This window comes from Ruegeria sp. YTSC003 (genome assembly GCF_059609785.1).
The window spans coordinates 291625-309470 of record NZ_JBXWMK010000002.1 but is presented as its reverse complement, the minus strand read 5'-3'; the positions used below and the strand labels follow the sequence as shown (position 1 = coordinate 309470).

Annotated in this window: 17 protein-coding genes; 11 read left to right on the top strand and 6 right to left on the bottom strand. The window is 56.5% G+C overall.

Annotation, left to right across the window (positions count from 1 at the left end; translation table 11 throughout):
* Nucleotides 1–11: 11 nt before the first annotated feature.
* The 6 genes from AC2FFH_RS05290 (at nt 12) to AC2FFH_RS05265 (ending at nt 7155) form a co-directional block, all read left to right on the top strand.
* Entirely contained in the window at nt 12–1745 is a 1734-nt protein-coding gene (locus AC2FFH_RS05290; RefSeq protein ID WP_496843915.1) for a sensor histidine kinase, read from the top strand.
* Nucleotides 1742–2971, top strand: coding sequence for a sigma-54-dependent transcriptional regulator (locus AC2FFH_RS05285; RefSeq protein ID WP_496776690.1), 1230 nt, complete (start codon nt 1742–1744; stop codon nt 2969–2971). Before AC2FFH_RS05290 ends, AC2FFH_RS05285 begins: the two co-directional genes overlap by 4 nt.
* Before the next feature lie 371 nt (nt 2972–3342).
* Nucleotides 3343–4344 carry a DctP family TRAP transporter solute-binding subunit gene (locus AC2FFH_RS05280; protein WP_496843914.1) on the top strand — a complete coding sequence of 334 codons (1002 nt, stop codon included), beginning with the start codon at nt 3343–3345 and terminating at the stop codon, nt 4342–4344.
* 115 nt (nt 4345–4459) lie between these two features.
* Nucleotides 4460–5137, top strand: coding sequence for a TRAP transporter small permease (locus AC2FFH_RS05275; RefSeq protein ID WP_058271493.1), 678 nt, complete (start codon nt 4460–4462; stop codon nt 5135–5137).
* Nucleotides 5137–6513: a TRAP transporter large permease gene (locus AC2FFH_RS05270; RefSeq protein ID WP_496843913.1), complete on the top strand. Its 1377-nt coding sequence runs from the start codon at nt 5137–5139 to the stop codon at nt 6511–6513. Before AC2FFH_RS05275 ends, AC2FFH_RS05270 begins: the two co-directional genes overlap by 1 nt.
* A 330-nt stretch (nt 6514–6843) precedes the next feature.
* The gene (locus AC2FFH_RS05265) at nt 6844–7155 is read left to right on the top strand and encodes a DMT family transporter (protein WP_496843912.1); all 312 of its coding nucleotides are present in this window, start codon (nt 6844–6846) and stop codon (nt 7153–7155) included.
* 2 nt (nt 7156–7157) lie between these two features.
* Here the strand turns inward: AC2FFH_RS05265 and tpiA are convergent, their stop codons facing one another.
* On the bottom strand, nt 7158–7907 hold the full coding sequence (gene tpiA, locus AC2FFH_RS05260; protein WP_496776694.1) for a triose-phosphate isomerase: 750 nt from the start codon (nt 7905–7907) through the stop codon (nt 7158–7160).
* 121 nt (nt 7908–8028) lie between these two features.
* Here tpiA and AC2FFH_RS05255 point away from each other — a divergent pair, with 121 nt between their 5' ends.
* On the top strand, nt 8029–8940 hold the full coding sequence (locus tag AC2FFH_RS05255) for an isopenicillin N synthase family dioxygenase (RefSeq protein ID WP_496776697.1): 912 nt from the start codon (nt 8029–8031) through the stop codon (nt 8938–8940).
* Here the strand turns inward: AC2FFH_RS05255 and AC2FFH_RS05250 are convergent.
* Complete coding sequence (locus AC2FFH_RS05250; protein ID WP_496843911.1) at nt 8937–9302, bottom strand: HesB/IscA family protein; 366 nt, start codon at nt 9300–9302, stop codon at nt 8937–8939. The genes AC2FFH_RS05255 and AC2FFH_RS05250 overlap by 4 nt on opposite strands.
* Nucleotides 9303–9495: 193 nt before the next feature.
* On the opposite strand from AC2FFH_RS05250, the gene AC2FFH_RS05245 reads away from it, so the two are divergent.
* Nucleotides 9496–9837 (top strand): hypothetical protein, encoded by a 342-nt coding sequence (locus tag AC2FFH_RS05245; protein WP_496776699.1) that lies wholly within the window; start codon nt 9496–9498, stop codon nt 9835–9837.
* Between the two features lie 98 nt (nt 9838–9935).
* Here AC2FFH_RS05245 and AC2FFH_RS05240 read toward each other — a convergent pair whose 3' ends face one another.
* The 3 genes from AC2FFH_RS05240 to AC2FFH_RS05230 form a co-directional block, all read right to left on the bottom strand.
* Nucleotides 9936–10298, bottom strand: a complete 363-nt coding sequence (locus AC2FFH_RS05240; RefSeq protein WP_058271500.1) for an SUF system Fe-S cluster assembly protein — start codon at nt 10296–10298, stop codon at nt 9936–9938.
* A gap of 98 nt (nt 10299–10396) precedes the next feature.
* A complete protein-coding gene (locus tag AC2FFH_RS05235; protein ID WP_108858729.1) occupies nt 10397–10675 on the bottom strand; it encodes an NfeD family protein in 279 nt (92 codons plus the stop codon).
* On the bottom strand, nt 10675–11565 hold the full coding sequence (locus AC2FFH_RS05230) for an SPFH domain-containing protein (RefSeq protein ID WP_282151106.1): 891 nt from the start codon (nt 11563–11565) through the stop codon (nt 10675–10677). Before AC2FFH_RS05230 ends, AC2FFH_RS05235 begins: the two co-directional genes overlap by 1 nt.
* A 177-nt stretch (nt 11566–11742) precedes the next feature.
* On the opposite strand from AC2FFH_RS05230, the gene AC2FFH_RS05225 reads away from it, so the two are divergent.
* Both AC2FFH_RS05225 and tgt read left to right on the top strand, forming a co-directional pair.
* Nucleotides 11743–12654 (top strand): nucleoside hydrolase, encoded by a 912-nt coding sequence (locus AC2FFH_RS05225; protein ID WP_496765174.1) that lies wholly within the window; start codon nt 11743–11745, stop codon nt 12652–12654.
* A gap of 64 nt (nt 12655–12718) precedes the next feature.
* Nucleotides 12719–13849 (top strand): tRNA guanosine(34) transglycosylase Tgt, encoded by a 1131-nt coding sequence (gene tgt / locus AC2FFH_RS05220; protein WP_496843910.1) that lies wholly within the window; start codon nt 12719–12721, stop codon nt 13847–13849.
* Between the two features lie 46 nt (nt 13850–13895).
* On the opposite strand, the gene AC2FFH_RS05215 is transcribed toward tgt, so the two are convergent.
* Nucleotides 13896–15068 (bottom strand): sugar-transfer associated ATP-grasp domain-containing protein, encoded by a 1173-nt coding sequence (locus tag AC2FFH_RS05215; protein ID WP_496765170.1) that lies wholly within the window; start codon nt 15066–15068, stop codon nt 13896–13898.
* 338 nt (nt 15069–15406) lie between these two features.
* Here AC2FFH_RS05215 and lon point away from each other — a divergent pair, with 338 nt between their 5' ends.
* Complete coding sequence (gene lon, locus AC2FFH_RS05210) at nt 15407–17815, top strand: endopeptidase La (RefSeq protein WP_496776706.1); 2409 nt, start codon at nt 15407–15409, stop codon at nt 17813–17815.
* The last annotated feature ends 31 nt before the right edge of the window (nt 17816–17846 follow it).

The following is a 17846-nucleotide window of genomic DNA, read 5'->3' as shown; positions in this document are numbered from 1 at the left end:
GACCCTATATCATGCAACGCGTTTGGGTCATTCTGGGATTTTTGTTTGCTGTCGGCCTGTTGACCGCAGGGGTCTGGTCCTATGGCTATCGTCAAGCGCTGTCGCAGCTCAGCGAAAAGGCCGAGGCTGACCTTGAACTGGCTGCCGACCGACTCAGCACTCAGATGCAGGTCTATCAGGAACTGGCCGTGCTGATGGCCACGCATCCGGTCCTGCGCGCCCTAGAGTCTCCGGGGCAACAACGGGCAGCGCGCGCGATATTGCTGGACGTCGCCGACAAAACCTCGGCCGTCAACATGATGTATCTTGACCGAAGCGGGCAGGTGTTGGCCTCGGCGCAGCCGGTTGTGTGGCCAAACATGGCGGACCACCCTGCGTTTCGGCGCGCATTGCAGGGCGCAATGGGCAGCGCGCATGGGGTTGTGGAAAGCAGCGGTGATCGCACCTATTCCTACGCCGCCCCGGCCTTTGGTGATGCTGGTCAGGTCGAGGGTGTATTAATCGTTGTGGCCGATGTGCAGGATGTGGAACAGACCTGGCGCGGCAGTACCGAGGCGGTGTTCTTCACCGACGGAGACGGTGTCGTGTTTATCTCAAACCGATCGGATTTGTTGTTTTGGTACCGGGATGAGGGTCAATTGGGCCTGACACCGCCAGACGGCGGGGTGGTCGATTTTGCCTCGGTTCTGGTCGGTCCGCACGAGGTCTGGGAACTGAATTGGGGGCGGTATCTGCCTAGCCGCGCTTTACACCTGATGCTGGACTTGCCGGTGATCGACATGACGGCTGAAGTTCTGGTCGATGTGGCCCCCGCGCAGCGTTTGGCGAGGTTGCAAGCGGCAACCGTTGCTGCAATCTGTCTGGCCTTCGGCGCGCTGTTGTATCTGGCGACCGAACGCAGGCGCACATTGGCCGAGGCCAACGCTGTATTGGAAAGCCGGGTCGCGCAACGGACACATGCGTTGACTGCTGCGAACACCGCTTTGCGCCGCGAGGTCCGTGAACGCGAGGACGCAGAAACCGCGCTGAAACACGCTCAGGAAGAGTTGATTCAGGCGGGTAAACTCAGCGCGTTGGGCCAAATGTCGGCGGGTATTAGTCACGAACTGAACCAACCGCTGATGGCGATCCAGCAATTCGCAGATAACGGCGCGGCTTTTCTTTCCCGCGGCCGGGACGAGAAAGCCTCGGAGAACCTGACGCGTATCTCTGCTATGGCGGCGCGCATGGCGCGTATCATCAAGAACCTGCGCGCCTTTTCGCGCAACGAAAGTGAACCGATGGGCAAGGTTAACCTGGTTCAGGTGATCGATACGGCGGTCGAGTTGACCGAGGCGCGGTTGCGGACCGAGGATGTCCGTATGGATTGGGCCCCGCCCAATAACCCGGTTTACGCATGGGGCGGCGAGGTGCGGTTGGTTCAGGTGTTCGTCAACCTGATTAACAATGCCGCCGACGCGATGAGTGGGCAAGACGACCGCCTCATCCGCATTGCGATCGACCGCGGCGACAAGCTGGCCGTGACTGTCCGCGATATCGGCCCGGGCATCGAAAACTCGGAAAAACTGTTCGAACCGTTCTATACGACCAAGGCTGTCGGAACCTCTGAGGGGATGGGGCTTGGGCTTTCGATCTCGTATGGTCTGGTGCAAAGCTTTGGGGGTAACATCCGGGGTGCAAATCTGGACACCGGGGCGCTGTTTACCGTCGAGCTTGAACCTTTCACGGAGCACGAGGTCGCATGACGCGGAAAATTCTACTGGTTGATGACGACGCTGCCGTCCGCGAAGCTTTGGCGCAAACGCTTGAACTGGCAGATTATGATCCGGTTACTGCGGGATCCTTTGTGGCGGCAAAAGACCATATTCGCGCCGACTTTCCGGGTGTGATCGTTTCGGACATCCGTATGCCGGGCCGGGATGGTTTTCATCTGCTGAACTACGCGCGTGAGGTTGATCCAGACTTGCCCGTTGTCCTGTTGACCGGAGAGGGTGATATCCCAATGGCGGTGCAGGCCATGGGACAGGGGGCCTTTGATTTTCTGGAAAAGCCATGCGCGGCGGCGGACCTGCTGTCCGTGCTGGAGCGCGCCTTTGACGCGCGCGCGCAGGTGATCGAACAGCGTGCCCTCAAATCAGAGCTTGAGCGCGGCGATCCGGCAGCGCGGCTTTTGTTCGGTCTGTCCGCACAGGCCGAGGCTTTGCGTGAACGGGTTCGATCCGTTGCCCCCACCGGGGCAGAAGTTCTGGTAACCGGGCCACCGGGCAGCGGGATATCGAAAGTGGCCGAAGTCGTACATCTGATGTCGCCGGTTGGGCAGGGGCCGTTCGTCAAGCGCCCGGCCTCAGGGCTGACGCCCGAGGGGTTGGTGCGCGTGTGCGAAGATGCGGCCGGTGGGTCGTTGTTCCTGGATGAGGTTTCGGCCATGCCAGACGCCACACAATACGCCGCGCTTGAAATGATAGAGCAGGGCACAGGTTCACGGATCGTCGCGGGAACGACCGCAGATCTGGCGGCGCTGTCAGAGCAGGGTCAATTCAATGCCGACCTGTTCTATCGCCTGGATGTCATGCGTGTGCGCATCCCGTCGCTGGCGGAACGACCCGAAGATATTCCAGTGATTTTTCGCCATTATGTCGCGCAAGCGGCAGAACAGGCGGGCATTGCCGAGCCCGAGATTACCTCGGAGCACCTTGCTTCCTTGATGGCCAGCGATTGGCCGGGCAATGCCAGATCGCTGATGTCGGCGGCGATGCGGTTCGTGTTGGGGATGCCGGAAGAGGTGGCACGTGCCGCTGATCTGGGGCTGAATGAGCAAATGGCGCGCGTAGAGCGGTCGCTGCTGATCGCGGCGCTGGGTCGGCACAATGGCAAAGCCTCGGATGCGGCAAAAGCGTTGAAACTGCCGCGCAAGACTTTTTATGACAAACTGGCCCGCTATCAGATTCGCCCAGAAGACTATCGGCGCTAACGGAGGCTCTCGCCGCCTTTGACTGCATTATCATGCATTTAAAGGCGTTGGGCCGGGCAGCCTGCATTCGCAGGCTGCGTGTGGTCACCAGAGAATCAGGGGGTGAGTCGCTCGATCTGATTCGAAGTGCGTGCGGAAATCCGCACAGCCGTGGAAATTAATGTGCGGATTTTCGCACAACAGGCAGCGCCACTGACTTTTGATGACGAGGAATGCCCTTCTAACAAGCAGAAATAAAACGAAAATAATTGAGAGCTCTGAATTTCGAACAAAAAGTTGAGCGGTGCCCTTTGATTCGCTTCACTGCGCCACATGAGACGCCGATCTGGCGTTGACTGAAGGTTCCATGGAAATCTGGGAGGAAAAGACAGATGAAATTCCTGACAACTGCCGCGACCGCGCTGGCGTTGAGTGTTACAGCAACCGCCGGTATGGCCGCGTGTGATGACGGCGAGATTGTCGTCAAGTTCGCGCATGTGACGAACACGGACAAACACCCCAAGGGCATCGCGGCATCGCTGCTGGAGCAGCGCGTCAATGACGAGATGAATGGCGTAATGTGCGTTGAGGTCTATCCGAACTCGACGCTCTATAATGACGACAAGGTGCTTGAAGCAATGCTTCAAGGCGACGTCCAGCTGGCCGCGCCGTCGCTGTCGAAGTTCGAGAAGTTTACCAAACAGTTCCGTCTGTTCGACCTGCCGTTCATGTTCAAGAACATCGATGCAGTTGATGCATTCCAGGCCTCGGCGGATGGTCAGGCCATGAAGGACAGCATGCAGCGCCGCGGCCTGCAAGGGCTGGCGTTCTGGCACAATGGCATGAAACAGATGTCGGCCAACAAACCGCTTGAGGCTCCGTCGGATGCCGAAGGCCTGAAATTCCGTGTTCAATCCTCGGACGTTCTGGTAGCCCAAATGGAAGCCATTGGCGGCAGCCCGCAGAAAATGGCGTTCTCGGAAGTTTACGGCGCGCTGCAGCAGGGCGTTGTGGATGGCCAAGAAAACACCTGGTCGAACATCTATGGCAAAAAGTTCTTCGAAGTGCAGGACGGTATCACCGAGACCAACCATGGCATCATCGACTATCTGGTCGTGACATCGGTTGACTGGTTGGACAGCCTTGATCCCGAGGTGCGCGATCAGTTCCTGACGATTCTGGGCGAAGTGACCGAGACACGGAACAAGGAAGCCTTCTCGGTGAACGAAGCAGCCAAGGCTTCGATCACTGATGCCGGCGGAATCATCCGCGAACTGAACCCCGAACAGCGCCAGACCTGGGTCGATGCGATGAAGCCCGTTTGGGACCAGTTTTCCGACGACGTAGGTCAGGATAAGATCGACGCCGCTCAGGCCATCAACGCCGGGTTCTGATCCTGGTTGAGGCCGCGTGTCCAAAGACTGGGGAGTGGCGGACACGCAGGCTGGGCGGGCCGTAATTTGGCCCGCCACACCTAACTCTCATCACCAATAATGTGGGGACAGAAAAATGTCTGGTTCGAAACCCGGCCAAGGCGGGCTGGTCGACCATATCGAGGAGACCATGATTGCCGCTCTGTTGGGCGTGATGACGGTCGTAACCTTCGCCAACGTGATCGCGCGTTTTGTGTTTAACTCCAATATCTTATGGGCGCTTGAGCTGACGGTTTTCACCTTTGGCTGGCTGGTGTTGCTGGGGGCCTCTTATGCGGTCAAGAAACACGCGCATCTGGGTGTTGATGCAATCCTGAACATGCTGGCCCCGGCGCCACGCCGCATTCTGGCGCTGATATCGGTGGCGTGCTGTCTGGTGTTCTCGCTTCTGCTTCTGAAAGGGTCGTATGACTACTGGGCCGTGTTTGCGGACCTGCCGCCAACATCGGGCCGCTGGTTCCCGACCGGGTTTAATTTCGACGCACGCAGCCAGAGTTTTTACGAAGTGGACGATATTCCGATGGTCGCGCCGCTGCGCTTCCTCGAGGATCTGATCAACTATGGCGAGGGGTATGAAAAATTGCCCAAGGTGGTGCCGTATCTGGTGTTGCCGGTGTCGATGCTGCTTCTAGTGATCCGCTTTGCTCAGGTCGCAGTACAAATCTGGCGTGGTGAGACCGACCGTCTTGTTGCCAGCCACGAAGTCGAGGACGAGATCGAAGAAGTCCGCGCTCAGCAAGGAGAGCATGACTGATGGACGTCGTACTTCTATTCTCTATGGTCATCGGCCTGTTGCTGATCGGTGTGCCGATTGCGGTGGCCCTGGGTCTCAGCTCGACCCTGTTTCTGCTGATTTATTCCGACAGTTCGTTGGCTTCGGTCGCGGGAACCCTGTTCGAAGCCTTTGAAGGCCACTTTACACTGTTGGCGATCCCGTTCTTCATTCTTGCATCGTCCTTCATGACGACCGGTGGAGTGGCGCGGCGGATCATCCGCTTTTCCATCGCCTGTGTCGGGCACTTGCCGGGCGGTCTGGCAATTGCGGGTGTCTTTGCCTGTATGCTGTTTGCCGCGCTGTCGGGGTCGTCTCCGGCGACTGTTGTAGCCATCGGTTCTATCGTCATCGCCGGTATGCGGCAGGTTGGCTATTCTAAGGAATTCGCTGCGGGAGTGATCTGTAACGCGGGTACGCTGGGCATTCTGATCCCGCCGTCCATTGTCATGGTGGTGTATGCCGCCGCCGTTGAGGTCTCGGTCGGGCGGATGTTCCTTGCGGGCGTCATTCCGGGCCTGATGGCGGGTCTGATGCTGATGGTCACGATCTACGTTATGGCCAAAGTCAAGAACCTGCCCAAGGGTGATTGGAAAGGTTGGGGCGAGATTTTTACCTCGGCCCGCGAAGCCGGTTGGGGTCTGTTCCTGATCGTCATCATTCTGGGTGGCATCTATGGCGGTATCTTCACACCGACCGAGGCTGCTGCCGTTGCTGCCGTCTATGCCTTTTTCATCGCAAGCTTTGTCTACAAAGACATGGGGCCCCTCAGCACCAATGGGGATGGGCAGAACATTTCGCTTCTGAAGAAACCCTATGCTCTGGTCACGGCGTTCTTTCACCCCGACACCAAGCACACGCTGTTTGAGGCCGGTAAGTTGACGGTGACGTTGCTGTTCGTCATCGCCAACGCGCTGATCCTCAAGCACGTGCTGACCGATGAACAGGTGCCTCAGCACATCGCTAGTGCAATGCTATCGGCGGGTCTGGGGCCGGTTACCTTCCTGATTGTGGTCAACGTGATCCTGCTGATTGGTGGTCAGTTCATGGAACCCTCGGGACTGTTGGTCATCGTGGCACCTTTGGTGTTCCCGATCGCCATCGAGTTGGGCATCGACCCGATCCATTTGGGCATCATCATGGTGGTGAACATGGAGATTGGGATGATTACGCCCCCGGTTGGTTTGAACCTGTTCGTGACCTCGGGCGTGGCCGGTATGCCGATGATGAGCGTTGTGAAGGCGGCGCTGCCGTTCCTGGCCGTATTGTTCGTCTTCCTGATCATGGTGACGTACATACCGTGGATTTCGACCTTCTTGCCTAATACCTTTATGGGTCCGGAAATCGTGACGAACTAGCGGGTATACCTGCGACAAGAAAGGCCGGGTCTATGCCAGACCCGGCCTTTTTAATATGCCGCCATTTTTGAGTATTCCGCACCCAGAGCGATCCCGCGATAGGCAAGGTGACGGCGTGTCCTCCAGTAACGGATGCCGTCATCTGAGGGCAGGAATCACCGATGGGCGCAACAGATACTGGGTTTTTCGGGTCGCGCCGCGTTGGAGGTTTTGATCTGCACGCCGCGCCCTCTTGAATACAGGGCAAGAGAATTTATGTACGGGAAAGAGGACGACCTCGCCTTGTTGGCTGATCATTCGGGACGACCCGAAGAGATGTGAGGTGTCTCTATGCCCTGGATGTTTTTGTTATTCGCTGGCCTTCTGGAAATTGTCTGGGCCGTCGCCATGAAGCAAGCCGCCGGTTTCACGCGCCTATGGCCTACGGCTTTGATGGGTGCGTCAATGATCGGGTCGTTCGGGTTGCTTGCCCTTGCGATGCGGGATTTGCCCTTAGGCACGGCCTATACGATCTGGACCGGCATCGGCGCCGTTGGTGCCTTCATGGTCGGCGTGATGTTTCTGGGCGAGGCGCTGACCGCGCCCCGCCTGATCGCGGCGGCCCTAATTGTGGCCGGGCTGGTGACGATGAAATTGGCTTGACCTCAGGCCTTTTGCAGGGCGTCGATAATGCCAGAAAAGTCTTCGGCTTTCAGGCTTGCGCCGCCCACCAGCGCCCCGTCCACGTTGGAGACTGCAAAGATTTCGGCTGCGTTGCCCGGTTTGACCGAACCGCCATAAAGTAACCGGACCGAGCGGCCGACACCTTCGCCAAATCGACGTTCAAGCCGAGCGCGGATGAAGTCGTGCACTTCTCCGATCTCGTCCAGTGTGGGGACTTTGCCGGTGCCAATGGCCCAGATCGGTTCATAGGCAACAACCAGGTTCTCACCGGTCGACTGATCTGGGATCGAGCCGGACAACTGTCCGCCGATTATGTCCAGCGTGTTCGCGGCCTCACGCTGCTCCAGGCTTTCGCCGACGCAAATGATGGCTTTCAGGCCCGCGTCCATCGCGGAACGTGCTTTGGCGCGGACATCCTCGTTCTGTTCGCCGTGATCTTCGCGCCGTTCTGAATGCCCAAGAATGACGGCGCTTGCCCCTGCATCAACCAGCATCTGAGCACTGACATCGCCGGTATGTGCGCCGGATTCGGCTGCATGGCAATCCTGACCGCCGACGGTAATTCCGGTACCTTTCACCGCCTCTGCCGCGCGATGCAATAGCGTTGCCGGTGGGCAAATCAGGACGTCTACTGATGCATCAGGATACGATGTAGCCAGCGACAGAAGCTCGGGCAATGCAGCCGCGGTTCCGTTCATTTTCCAGTTTCCAGCTGCCAGCTTGCGCCGCATAACGCGTACCCCCAAATAAGTCGTTGTTTGCTCATCGGATAGCACCACCAGCCGAGCCTGACAATTCCGGTTGCAAAGGTCCGACCACAACGGCAGGTTCCGCGTTATTGTGGAGGGCAGCATGATCGATGATCTTGATCTGAGAAAACTGGATGAACGCGAGGCTTCAGTGATGGCAAAGCTGCTGCATGCCATTGGTGAAGTTGGGTTTCTAACGGTGTCGAACACCGGGTTGAACGCCGATCAAGTCCGAAACGTGATCGAGGTGTATCGCGACTTCTTCCATTTACCGGACGTCCAGAAAAAAACCGTTGATATGGCGATGACGGGTTCAAACCGAGGGTGGGGCGCGCCGCGATCAGAACAGGTCGACCCCAAGGCCAATCCGGATTTCAAGGAAGTGTTCGACTGTGGTTTCGAATTGCCTGCGGGAAATTCTTATGCCGGAAAAGGGCTCAGTGTTTATGCACCGAACTTGTGGCCGAATAATCCCGTGGATTTCCAAAATATTATCAGAGCTTACTACAGCGACGCCTGCAATGTGGCGATGCGCGTTCTTCGGGCCATTGCGGGCGCTTTGGGCCGGGATGAACTCAGTTTTGATCGTGCCTTTGACACGCCAATGGCCCTGTTGCGCGGGAACTACTATCCAGAACGTCCGGCATGGGCAGGTGATCGGGATTTTGGCATCGGGGCGCACACTGACTATGGGTGTCTGACATTGCTGGCCACGGACGGGGTCTCAGGGCTTGAGGTCCGCATGCCGGATAGCAGCTGGCAACCTGTCTCTGCGGCGCCTGGTACATTCATCATCAACTTTGGAGAGATGCTGGAATTCTGGACCGCCGGAAAAGTCAAAGCCACCGAGCACCGCGTCATAGGCGGGACGCAGGAACGCATTTCGGTCCCACTGTTCTTTAACCCGTCCTACGACACCAACGTTGCTCCGCCAGGCTCAGGCAAAACGATCAGCGCAGGTGACCATCTTACACGGCGCTACAACGAAACCTATCTGCACCTGCAGGCGACTTAGTTTTGTGTGGAAAGCGTCTCGTCAAATTTGATGGATTCGCCGCAACCGCAAGCGTCCACAACATTCGGGTTGCGGAACTTGAACCCGGCTTCCAGAAGCGAGACCTCATAGTCGATTTCAGTTCCGAACAAGAACATCTGCGCCATTGGCGCGATCATGATGCGAGCACCGTCCTGTTCGACCACTTCGTCGTTGGTGTCAGCCTCATCCACGTAGTCCATGGTGTATTCCATGCCGGCGCAGCCGCCTTTTTTGACGCCAATGCGCAACCCGGCATGACCGCCGGTCGCCATCAGGCGCGTGATCTGCTCGGCCGCTTTGGTCGTCATTGTCACGGCCTGTTTGCCGGGAATGCCAAACATGGTGGTCTCCGTTGCGCTACGTTATCCCCAATCTAGGGCCGAGAGGCGTCAGGCTCAAGACATAGCAGACCTGCTGACCTAAGTTTTACCGGCAGTGACGCGGCCAAACGACCAATTGCCACAGCAAACTTGCGTCACTCCCGGTCTTCGCCTTAGCTTGACGATTGTGACCGGACATTTGAGCGAAGGGCGAATGAAGATGGTGAAGATCGGGCATTTCCGCAGAAAAATCATTACGATGCAAGCTGTAGTCGCAGTCATTCTGACCGCGGGCTTGGCGCATGCAACAACGGATGGCGCACGACATCCGGTGAATTGCGCAACAGCCGAGGGGGATCTTCGGGCCATCGCCGCAGAAAAAAAGCACGCAGAAGACCAGCAGGCAGAAAGTATCATTGCGATCACTCCTGCCGGTGCATTGCTGGGACTGGTCACGGGAACCGAGCAAAAAAGGCTCAGTATGTTGAATGGCGATTACGTCAAAGAGCTGGATCATCGTGCGGCCGAGATAAAATCGACCTGCGGCGTGAAATAGGCCGCCCGGGCCCTTTGATGTAAAAAGGGCTGCTCCGGTTCATAGACAGCTCTTTTTGTTATACTTCAATGCTTTACTTGGTAAAGCTGAGCGAAATTCTACATGAATCCCAGTTCAAGACGTGCTTCGTCTGACATCATCTCCATGCCCCAGGGGGGCTCCCATGTCAGCTCGACGTCAACCTCTTTGACGCCAGCGACCGGTTCGATGGCTTCGACAATCCAGCCTGGCATTTCACCGGCGACCGGGCATCCGGGCGCGGTCAGTGTCATGATGACCTTCACCGCGTTTTCCTTGGTGATGTCGATCGTATAGATCAGACCCAGATCGTAGATATTCACCGGAATCTCGGGATCGAAGACGGATCTGCAAGCCTCGACCACGGAATCGTAGAGTGGATGATCGATGGTCGAAGGTGCGATCAACGGCGTACCTTCGAACTGTTCACTTGGATGGGTCATTCGTGCCTCGGGGCTGTTACCTGAGAAATTATATAGGGAAAGGCTGGGGCAGCGTCCAGTGGTGCCGTGTGGCCCGTCGGACGCTGCGTCGATTTGGATCAATCGTTGATATCGTGGCGGAAGGTTTTCACCTGGCCATGGGGCAGGGCGAACATGCGCCGCAGGATCAGCCAGGCCACAAGCGAAAGACCCGCAAAGATCAAAAGCAAGACTGCCAGGCTCGGGGCAAAACCGGGGATCACAAGTAGAAGCCCTGTGACCGCCGCGCCAATCGCAAAGCCAAGAAAGATGAACCCCGGCAAGACGATCTCAAGTATGCCCAGAGCCAGCGCTCCGGCCAGCCAGAGCCACCATGTCAGCCAGAAGGGATCAGCCATTACTTTCCTCCTTTCAACATCTTGAAGGCATCGCCAAAGGCCTCAAGCGCATTGGCGGGAACCACGATGGTCTGCGACCCGGTGCCGTTACCCAGTGCGTTCAGTGCTTCGACTTGCTTCAATGCGACCTGATACTGGGCGGCCTCGATACCATTGTCCTGAATGGCCTTGGCGACCACGCCGGTTGCATAAGCTTCGGCCTCGGCCTGAATACGGCGGGCTTTTGCGGTCTGCTCGGCCGCATAAAGTTCCGCGTCCGCATTCAATTCGACCGAACGTTTTTGACCTTCAGCCTCGGTCACCTGCGCACGACGGGCACGTTCCGCGTTCAGCTGCTGCAACATAGCATCGCGTGTGGCCTGATCCAGGTTTACGTCCAGAATCTCGGCGCGGGTGACTTCGATCCCCCAGTCGTCAACGGCAGTTTCGACGCTTTCCTGAATGCGTTCAATCAATTGCGCGCGATTGGACTGCACCTCATCCAGATCCATTTTACCGATTTCGGCACGGACGATACCTGCAACGGTTGTTGCAATCGCACCGTCGACGTCACGGATACGGTACACGGTCTTTTCCGGTTCAAGAATGCGGTAGAACACCGAAGTATCGATCTGAACCAGAACGTTGTCCTTGGTGATCGCGTCCTGCGTCGCATTCGGCAGCTGGCGTTCAAGAATAGATATCTTGTGACGCGCAACATCTAGAAAAGGAACGATAAAGTTAATGCCGGGGCCAAGCACCGAATGCAGGCGGCCAAAGCGTTCAACCACGTATTTTTCGGACTGAGGCACAATTTTGATGCCCTTGAAAATAACGACGACAATCAGAACTGCCGCGAGCAGGTAAATGATGTTCGATGTTAGCAATCCAATGATCTGTTCTTCAGTCATATCTGTCCTCTGTATTTTTGTGTACTATGGTATACACTTGGGGATTGACTCGCCCATTTTCAACTTTGGTATGGCGGGAATGGGGATAGAAGCAAATCTCTGAAAACCACAATGTGGCGCGGAATTTTTTGAATGTGGCTGCTTTGCATCCGGTTGTGATTGCGCTATCGGGCGGGGATGAAACTGATAATTGATACAGATCCGGGCATCGACGATGCGATGGCCATTGCCTATGCCGCCGCTGCACCTGAAATTGACCTGATCGGCCTGACCACGGTTTTCGGCAACACACATGTGCACCAATCCAGCCGCAACGCGCGGTTCTTGCTGCATAAACTGAGATTGGACGCGCCAGTAGCCGAAGGAGCGCGGCTTCCAGTCGGTGCGACCACCTACGACCCGTCCGAGCATGTGCACGGCCCCGAAGGATTCGGTGATTTGACTGACATCCCGCAGATTGGGGAAAATCACCCCCTGACGGCGGCCGAATTCCTTGTCGAGCAGGCGCGGGAACACAAGGGTGAGCTGGTCGTCTGCGCCATTGGACCGTTGACCAATGTCGCCGATGCAATGCGGTTGGACCCAGAGTTTGCAGGCAACATCAAGCGACTGGTGATCATGGGCGGTGCCGTGTTTTGCCCCGGGAACATCACGGAGCATGCCGAGGCCAACATCTATCACGATGCACAGGCCGCGGATGCAGTGTTCGCGTCTCCGCCAGATACTGTTCTGGTCGGCTTGGATGTCACTCTGAAAACTCTGTACGAGACCGCGGATTTTGATGCATTGGCGGCGCGTTCCGCTGACATGGGCGGTTTCCTGCGCGACATCTCGAAATTTTATCTGAAGTTCTACAAGGATATCGGCGGATTGGAAGGGTGCGGCCTGCACGACTCGACGGCTGTGATTGCCTGTACCCACGAACCCATGTTCGAGATAGTCGAAACCGGGCTTCAGGTTGAGGTAGATGGTCCGCAAATCGGGGCAACCCGACCGGATGCCAATAGACCAATGGTGCGCGTATGCCGGGATGTGGATGGGGCAGGGGTTGTCAGCCTGTTCACTGACCGCGTTGCGTCATTGCCCTGACGACTTGCAATACCAGCGAAGATCGGGCAATTGCTGCCCGGTTCAGCGACCCTGAGGCATTCACATGACAGACCGTTTCTCATTTGACCTGAAAGCCACGGATGGCAAGGCCCGTACCGGAGTCATCAACACTCCGCGCGGGGAAGTTCGAACGCCGGCCTTTATGCCGGTTGGCACGGCGGCAACGGTCAAAGCGATGATGCCGGAAAGCGTACGTGCCACTGGGGCAGACATCCTGCTGGGCAACACATATCACCTGATGCTGCGCCCGACCGCCGAACGGATCGACCGTCTGGGCGGGTTGCACAAGTTCATGAATTGGGAACGGCCGATCCTAACGGATTCCGGTGGGTTCCAGGTCATGTCGCTGGCCGGGTTGCGCAAGCTGACCGAAAAAGGCGTGACCTTCAAATCTCATATCGACGGTTCGCGCCACGAATTGACGCCTGAACGGTCGATGGAGATTCAGCGCCTGTTGGGGTCCGACATCGTTATGTGTTTCGACGAATGCCCAGCGTTGCCCGCTGACCGGGATCGCATTGCCGAGTCGATGCGCCTGTCGATGCGGTGGGCTGAGCGGTCGCGTGATGCTTTCGGGGACCGCCCGGGTCACGCCTTGTTCGGCATTCAGCAGGGCGGACTAGAGCAGGAGTTCCGCGAGGAATCGGCCGAAGCGCTGAAAGAGATCGGTTTTGAGGGCTACGCCGTCGGTGGACTTGCCGTGGGTGAAGGCCAAGAGGCGATGTTCGACGTGCTGGACTTTGCGCCGGACATGCTGCCGGTCGACAAACCACGTTATCTGATGGGCGTTGGAAAACCGGATGATATCGTCGGCGCCGTTGCGCGTGGCATTGACATGATGGATTGTGTGCTGCCGTCCCGCTCGGGGCGCACAGGGCAGGTATTCACGCGCTACGGCGTGGTGAACATCAAGAATGCCCGGCATTCCGACGATCCGCGCCCGTTGGATGAACTCTGTAAGTGTCCTGCCTGTTCAAACTACTCCCGCGCCTATCTGCACCACGTGTTCCGCTCGAACGAGATGATCTCCGGTATGCTGCTGACCTGGCATAATCTGCACTATTTCCAAGAGATCATGCAGGGCATGCGCGACGCCATCGCCGCCGGAACATTCGATGCGTGGCAGGTCGAGTTCCACGCACAGCGTGCGCAGGGGGATATTGAACCAGTCTAGGCATGGCGAGGTTCGGGAAGGTTCCTCACCTTCCCAAAACAGACTGTTAACGCCTAAAACCAAGCAGTGAACGCCGTTTTTTGTTCGGCGCTTGACCGAAGTCATAACCAAAGCTCTCAAAAAAATCCCGGACTTCTTTTGTAAGCATTCCGCGACCAGTCGCGTATTGAGGTAAGTCGAAACCGCCGCCGTAATTCAATTCAACAACAACGGGGCCTAACTCAGTAATTGCGATGTCGGTGGATTGATAACGTATCGGCGCAAAGGTTCGGGCAGCACGGCTGTTTATCTCGCGCAATTCTTGCCAGTAGGGCAATTGCATTCCCATCAAACCGGCTGTTTCGGGGTGATCTTCCAGAAAGGTAACCTCCATGCCATCACGCCGAGTGACGGTAGTGATTTTTCCAGTCTCGGGGTCAATCGCACAAGCTAGATTACCGGGGCGCCAAAAGGCATCAGCGATATTGTCGTTTTGGGGCAGCTTGATCACTGCGATCGGACAAAAAACGTCGTCCTCGCGAAGCAGGTTCACCATTCTAATCGTGGCCAGAGCAGAAGCATACGGCCTGAGGGCTGAATGATTGTGAAGCAAAGGTTGCAAGACATACGAGTTCTGCCCAACGGTTTCTGACAAGAATTCTTCGTATGGTACAGGGTTCATCCCCGCGCATGTTAAAGTATCATTATCAGCGTTCTGGATTCGGAATGCGCCAAAGCTGACCATCCCTTCAGTAATTTTCCCAAACAGGCCCGTATGTAGATTATCCAGTGCCGTTTCGCGTAGATCATCCGCAGTGCAAATCTTTTTTATGCCTGGAAATACACGTGAGGTTTGGTCGATTACGCCCACAATGTCCGGGACCGGCACATCCACCGCATTGAGCAGAGTTGTCGCTACTACTTTGTCTTCAGCTGCGCTTTGCCAGCCAGTGTGGTTGCATATATGTGTGATTGGCCAGTGAAGATCGTTTGAAATGTACTCGGATCTTTGAGCGTCCGAGAACCGATCAGAATGATGCAGCCCGTTACGCACATATTCGGCCATGTTCAATCTGCTGTGCGACTTGGCTATTTTGTTAAACTCGCGCTGAATTTGAACTGGGGACCGGCCGGACGATTTTGCCGCGTGTGTTAGCAACGCGGTATGATCAGAGTCTCGGGCAGACAAATACTTTTCATAGTCAATATCCGCGGCGCTTGTGGGGTTTGACGTTGTCATGGCAGAGATCTCCACGTTCGATTTATTGGTTCCATTTTGGAAACTGTTTTGAGCGGAAAAATGGCAGTTTTATGACTTGTTGCCGGAATATTTAGTTGGGTTCCTACAGAGATTGCCGGACAAGGTTTTCTCTTCTATCCAGCTCGGCCCCAGAAATTAGCTTCTGTGGTCCTGTTATCGGCTTGCCGATCTTTCTGGTTCGCGTCATTGTGATGGTCAAAAGGGAAGGTTGAATTGTGTGCCCATGTGCACCATTTCTTCACTCTAAAGTACAGGAGACGGACAGGCGTTGCCTCGATGAGGGACCAGAGCCGTCTTGCCAATGATAAGGATAGAGCATGCAAGAGCCCCTGAACTCATCATACCCAGTGCTGCCGCTGCGCGATATCGTGGTTTTCCCGCATATGATCGTGCCGCTGTTCGTTGGTCGGGAAAAATCCGTCCGGGCGCTGGAAGAAGTGATGCAGGACGACAAGCAGATTCTGTTGTCCAGCCAGATCGACCCGAGCGACGATGACCCAACCGAAGACGGCATCTACCGGTCTGGTGTGCTGGCCAATGTACTGCAATTGCTGAAATTGCCGGACGGCACAGTGAAGGTGTTGGTCGAGGGCCAAGCCCGCGTGATGATCACGGAATTCCTTGAAAACGAAGAGTTCTTTGAGGCTCGCGCCGAGTATCTGACCGAGATTCCGGGGGACGTAACCACGACCGAAGCGTTGCTGCGAACGGTTACGGATGAATTCGAGCGTTACGCGAAAGTGCGCAAGAACATCCCCGAAGAAGCGTTGACCGCAGTTGGGGAATCCACCGAACCGGCAAAGCTGGCTGACCTTGTGTCGGGTCATTTGGGGATTGAAGTCGAACAAAAGCAAGACCTGCTGGAAACCCTCAGCGTCAGTGAGCGGCTTGAGAAGGTCTATGGCCTGATGCAGGGCGAGATGTCGGTTCTGCAGGTTGAGAAAAAGATCAAGACCCGCGTCAAAACCCAGATGGAGAAGACGCAGCGCGAATACTATCTGAATGAGCAGATGAAAGCCATTCAGAAGGAACTTGGCGATGGCGAGGATGGCAGCAATGAAGTGGCCGAACTGGAAGCCAAGATCGAAGAAACCAAGCTGTCGAAAGAGGCGCGCGAAAAGGCCGAAGGCGAGCTGAAAAAGCTGCGCAACATGAGCCCGATGTCAGCTGAGGCCACCGTCGTACGCAACTATCTGGACTGGATTCTGGCCTTGCCGTGGGGCACGAAATCCCGCGTGAAAAAGGATCTGGGCCGCGCGCAGGACATTCTGGATGCCGATCACTATGGCCTTGAGAAGGTCAAGGAGCGGATCGTCGAATATCTGGCTGTTCAGCAGCGTTCGAAGAAGCTGAAGGGCCCGATCATGTGCCTTGTTGGCCCTCCGGGTGTGGGTAAAACCTCACTTGGTAAGTCGGTTGCACGTGCGACTGGGCGTGAGTTCATCCGCATCTCGCTGGGTGGCGTACGCGACGAATCCGAGATTCGAGGCCACCGTCGGACCTATATCGGTTCGATGCCTGGTAAGATCATCCAGGCGCTGAAAAAGGCGAAGACCACGAACCCGCTCATCCTGCTCGACGAGATCGACAAGATGGGACAGGACTTCCGTGGTGACCCGGCTTCGGCGATGCTCGAGGTGTTGGACCCGGAACAGAACAGCACGTTCATGGACCACTACCTGGAAGTGGAATATGACCTGTCGAACGTGATGTTCCTGACCACGTCCAATAGCTACAATATGCCAGGGCCTTTGCTGGACCGGATGGAGATCATTCCGCTGGCTGGTTACACCGAGGACGAAAAAAGTGAGATCGCCAAGCAGCATCTGATCAGCAAGCAGGTGAAGAACCACGGCCTGAAGGCCAAAGAGTTCGAACTGACCGATGACGCGCTGCATTCGATCATCCGCACGTACACGCGGGAAGCTGGCGTCCGGAACCTCGAACGTGAAATCGCCAAGGTGGCGCGGAAGTCGCTGACCAAGATCATCAAGAAAGAGGCTGAATCGGTCACGGTGACGCCAGACAATCTGGATGAGTTCCTGGGCGTCCCCAAGTTTCGCTATGGCCTGGCCGAACAGGACGATCAGGTAGGTGTTGTCACCGGTCTGGCGTGGACATCTGTCGGTGGTGATCTGTTGCATATCGAGGCGCTGAAACTGCCGGGCAAGGGCCGGATGAAGACCACCGGCAAGCTGGGCGATGTGATGAAGGAATCCATCGATGCGGCGTCGTCTTATGTGCGGTCAATTTCGCCTCAGATTGGGGTGAAGCCACCCAAGTTCGACAAGATAGACATCCACGTGCACGTGCCGGATGGTGCGACTCCGAAAGACGGGCCTTCGGCTGGTCTGGCCATGGTGACCTCGATCGTATCCGTGCTGACCGGTATTCCGGTTCGCAAGGACATCGCTATGACGGGTGAGGTTTCGTTGCGTGGCAACGCTATGCCGATTGGTGGTTTGAAAGAGAAACTGCTGGCGGCCCTTCGCGGTGGCATCAAGACTGTTCTGATCCCGGAAGAGAACGAAAAGGACCTGGCCGAGATCCCGGACAACGTGAAAGAAGGTCTGAAGATCATTCCGGTAGAGCACGTGTCCGAAGTTCTCAAGCTGGCACTGGTACGTGAGCCGGAAGCGATTGAGTGGGATGAGGCCGCTGAAGAGGCTGCTGCAGCCGCTGCGAAGGCCACTGAAAGCGCAAGCCCGTCTGCCACGACGCACTAAGCGATAGGCAAAAGACAAAGAAAAGGCGGGG

Bases quoted from the DNA above. Each gene is read 5' to 3' on its own strand.
- AC2FFH_RS05290 (WP_496843915.1), top strand. From the start codon at position 12: ATGCAACGCGTTTGGGTCATTCTGGGATTTTTGTTTGCTGTCGGCCTG.
- AC2FFH_RS05270 (WP_496843913.1), top strand. From the start codon at position 5,137: ATGGACGTCGTACTTCTATTCTCTATGGTCATCGGCCTGTTGCTGATC.
- AC2FFH_RS05215 (WP_496765170.1), bottom strand. From the start codon at position 15,068: ATGACAACGTCAAACCCCACAAGCGCCGCGGATATTGACTATGAAAAG.
- AC2FFH_RS05235 (WP_108858729.1), bottom strand. From the start codon at position 10,675: ATGGCTGATCCCTTCTGGCTGACATGGTGGCTCTGGCTGGCCGGAGCG.
- tgt (WP_496843910.1), top strand. From the start codon at position 12,719: ATGACAGACCGTTTCTCATTTGACCTGAAAGCCACGGATGGCAAGGCC.
- AC2FFH_RS05255 (WP_496776697.1), top strand. From the start codon at position 8,029: ATGATCGATGATCTTGATCTGAGAAAACTGGATGAACGCGAGGCTTCA.
- AC2FFH_RS05280 (WP_496843914.1), top strand. From the start codon at position 3,343: ATGAAATTCCTGACAACTGCCGCGACCGCGCTGGCGTTGAGTGTTACA.
- AC2FFH_RS05240 (WP_058271500.1), bottom strand. From the start codon at position 10,298: ATGACCCATCCAAGTGAACAGTTCGAAGGTACGCCGTTGATCGCACCT.
- AC2FFH_RS05285 (WP_496776690.1), top strand. From the start codon at position 1,742: ATGACGCGGAAAATTCTACTGGTTGATGACGACGCTGCCGTCCGCGAA.
- AC2FFH_RS05250 (WP_496843911.1), bottom strand. From the start codon at position 9,302: ATGTTTGGCATTCCCGGCAAACAGGCCGTGACAATGACGACCAAAGCG.
- tpiA (WP_496776694.1), bottom strand. From the start codon at position 7,907: ATGCGGCGCAAGCTGGCAGCTGGAAACTGGAAAATGAACGGAACCGCG.
- lon (WP_496776706.1), top strand. From the start codon at position 15,407: ATGCAAGAGCCCCTGAACTCATCATACCCAGTGCTGCCGCTGCGCGAT.
- AC2FFH_RS05275 (WP_058271493.1), top strand. From the start codon at position 4,460: ATGTCTGGTTCGAAACCCGGCCAAGGCGGGCTGGTCGACCATATCGAG.
- AC2FFH_RS05265 (WP_496843912.1), top strand. From the start codon at position 6,844: ATGCCCTGGATGTTTTTGTTATTCGCTGGCCTTCTGGAAATTGTCTGG.
- AC2FFH_RS05245 (WP_496776699.1), top strand. From the start codon at position 9,496: ATGAAGATGGTGAAGATCGGGCATTTCCGCAGAAAAATCATTACGATG.
- AC2FFH_RS05230 (WP_282151106.1), bottom strand. From the start codon at position 11,565: ATGACTGAAGAACAGATCATTGGATTGCTAACATCGAACATCATTTAC.
- AC2FFH_RS05225 (WP_496765174.1), top strand. From the start codon at position 11,743: ATGAAACTGATAATTGATACAGATCCGGGCATCGACGATGCGATGGCC.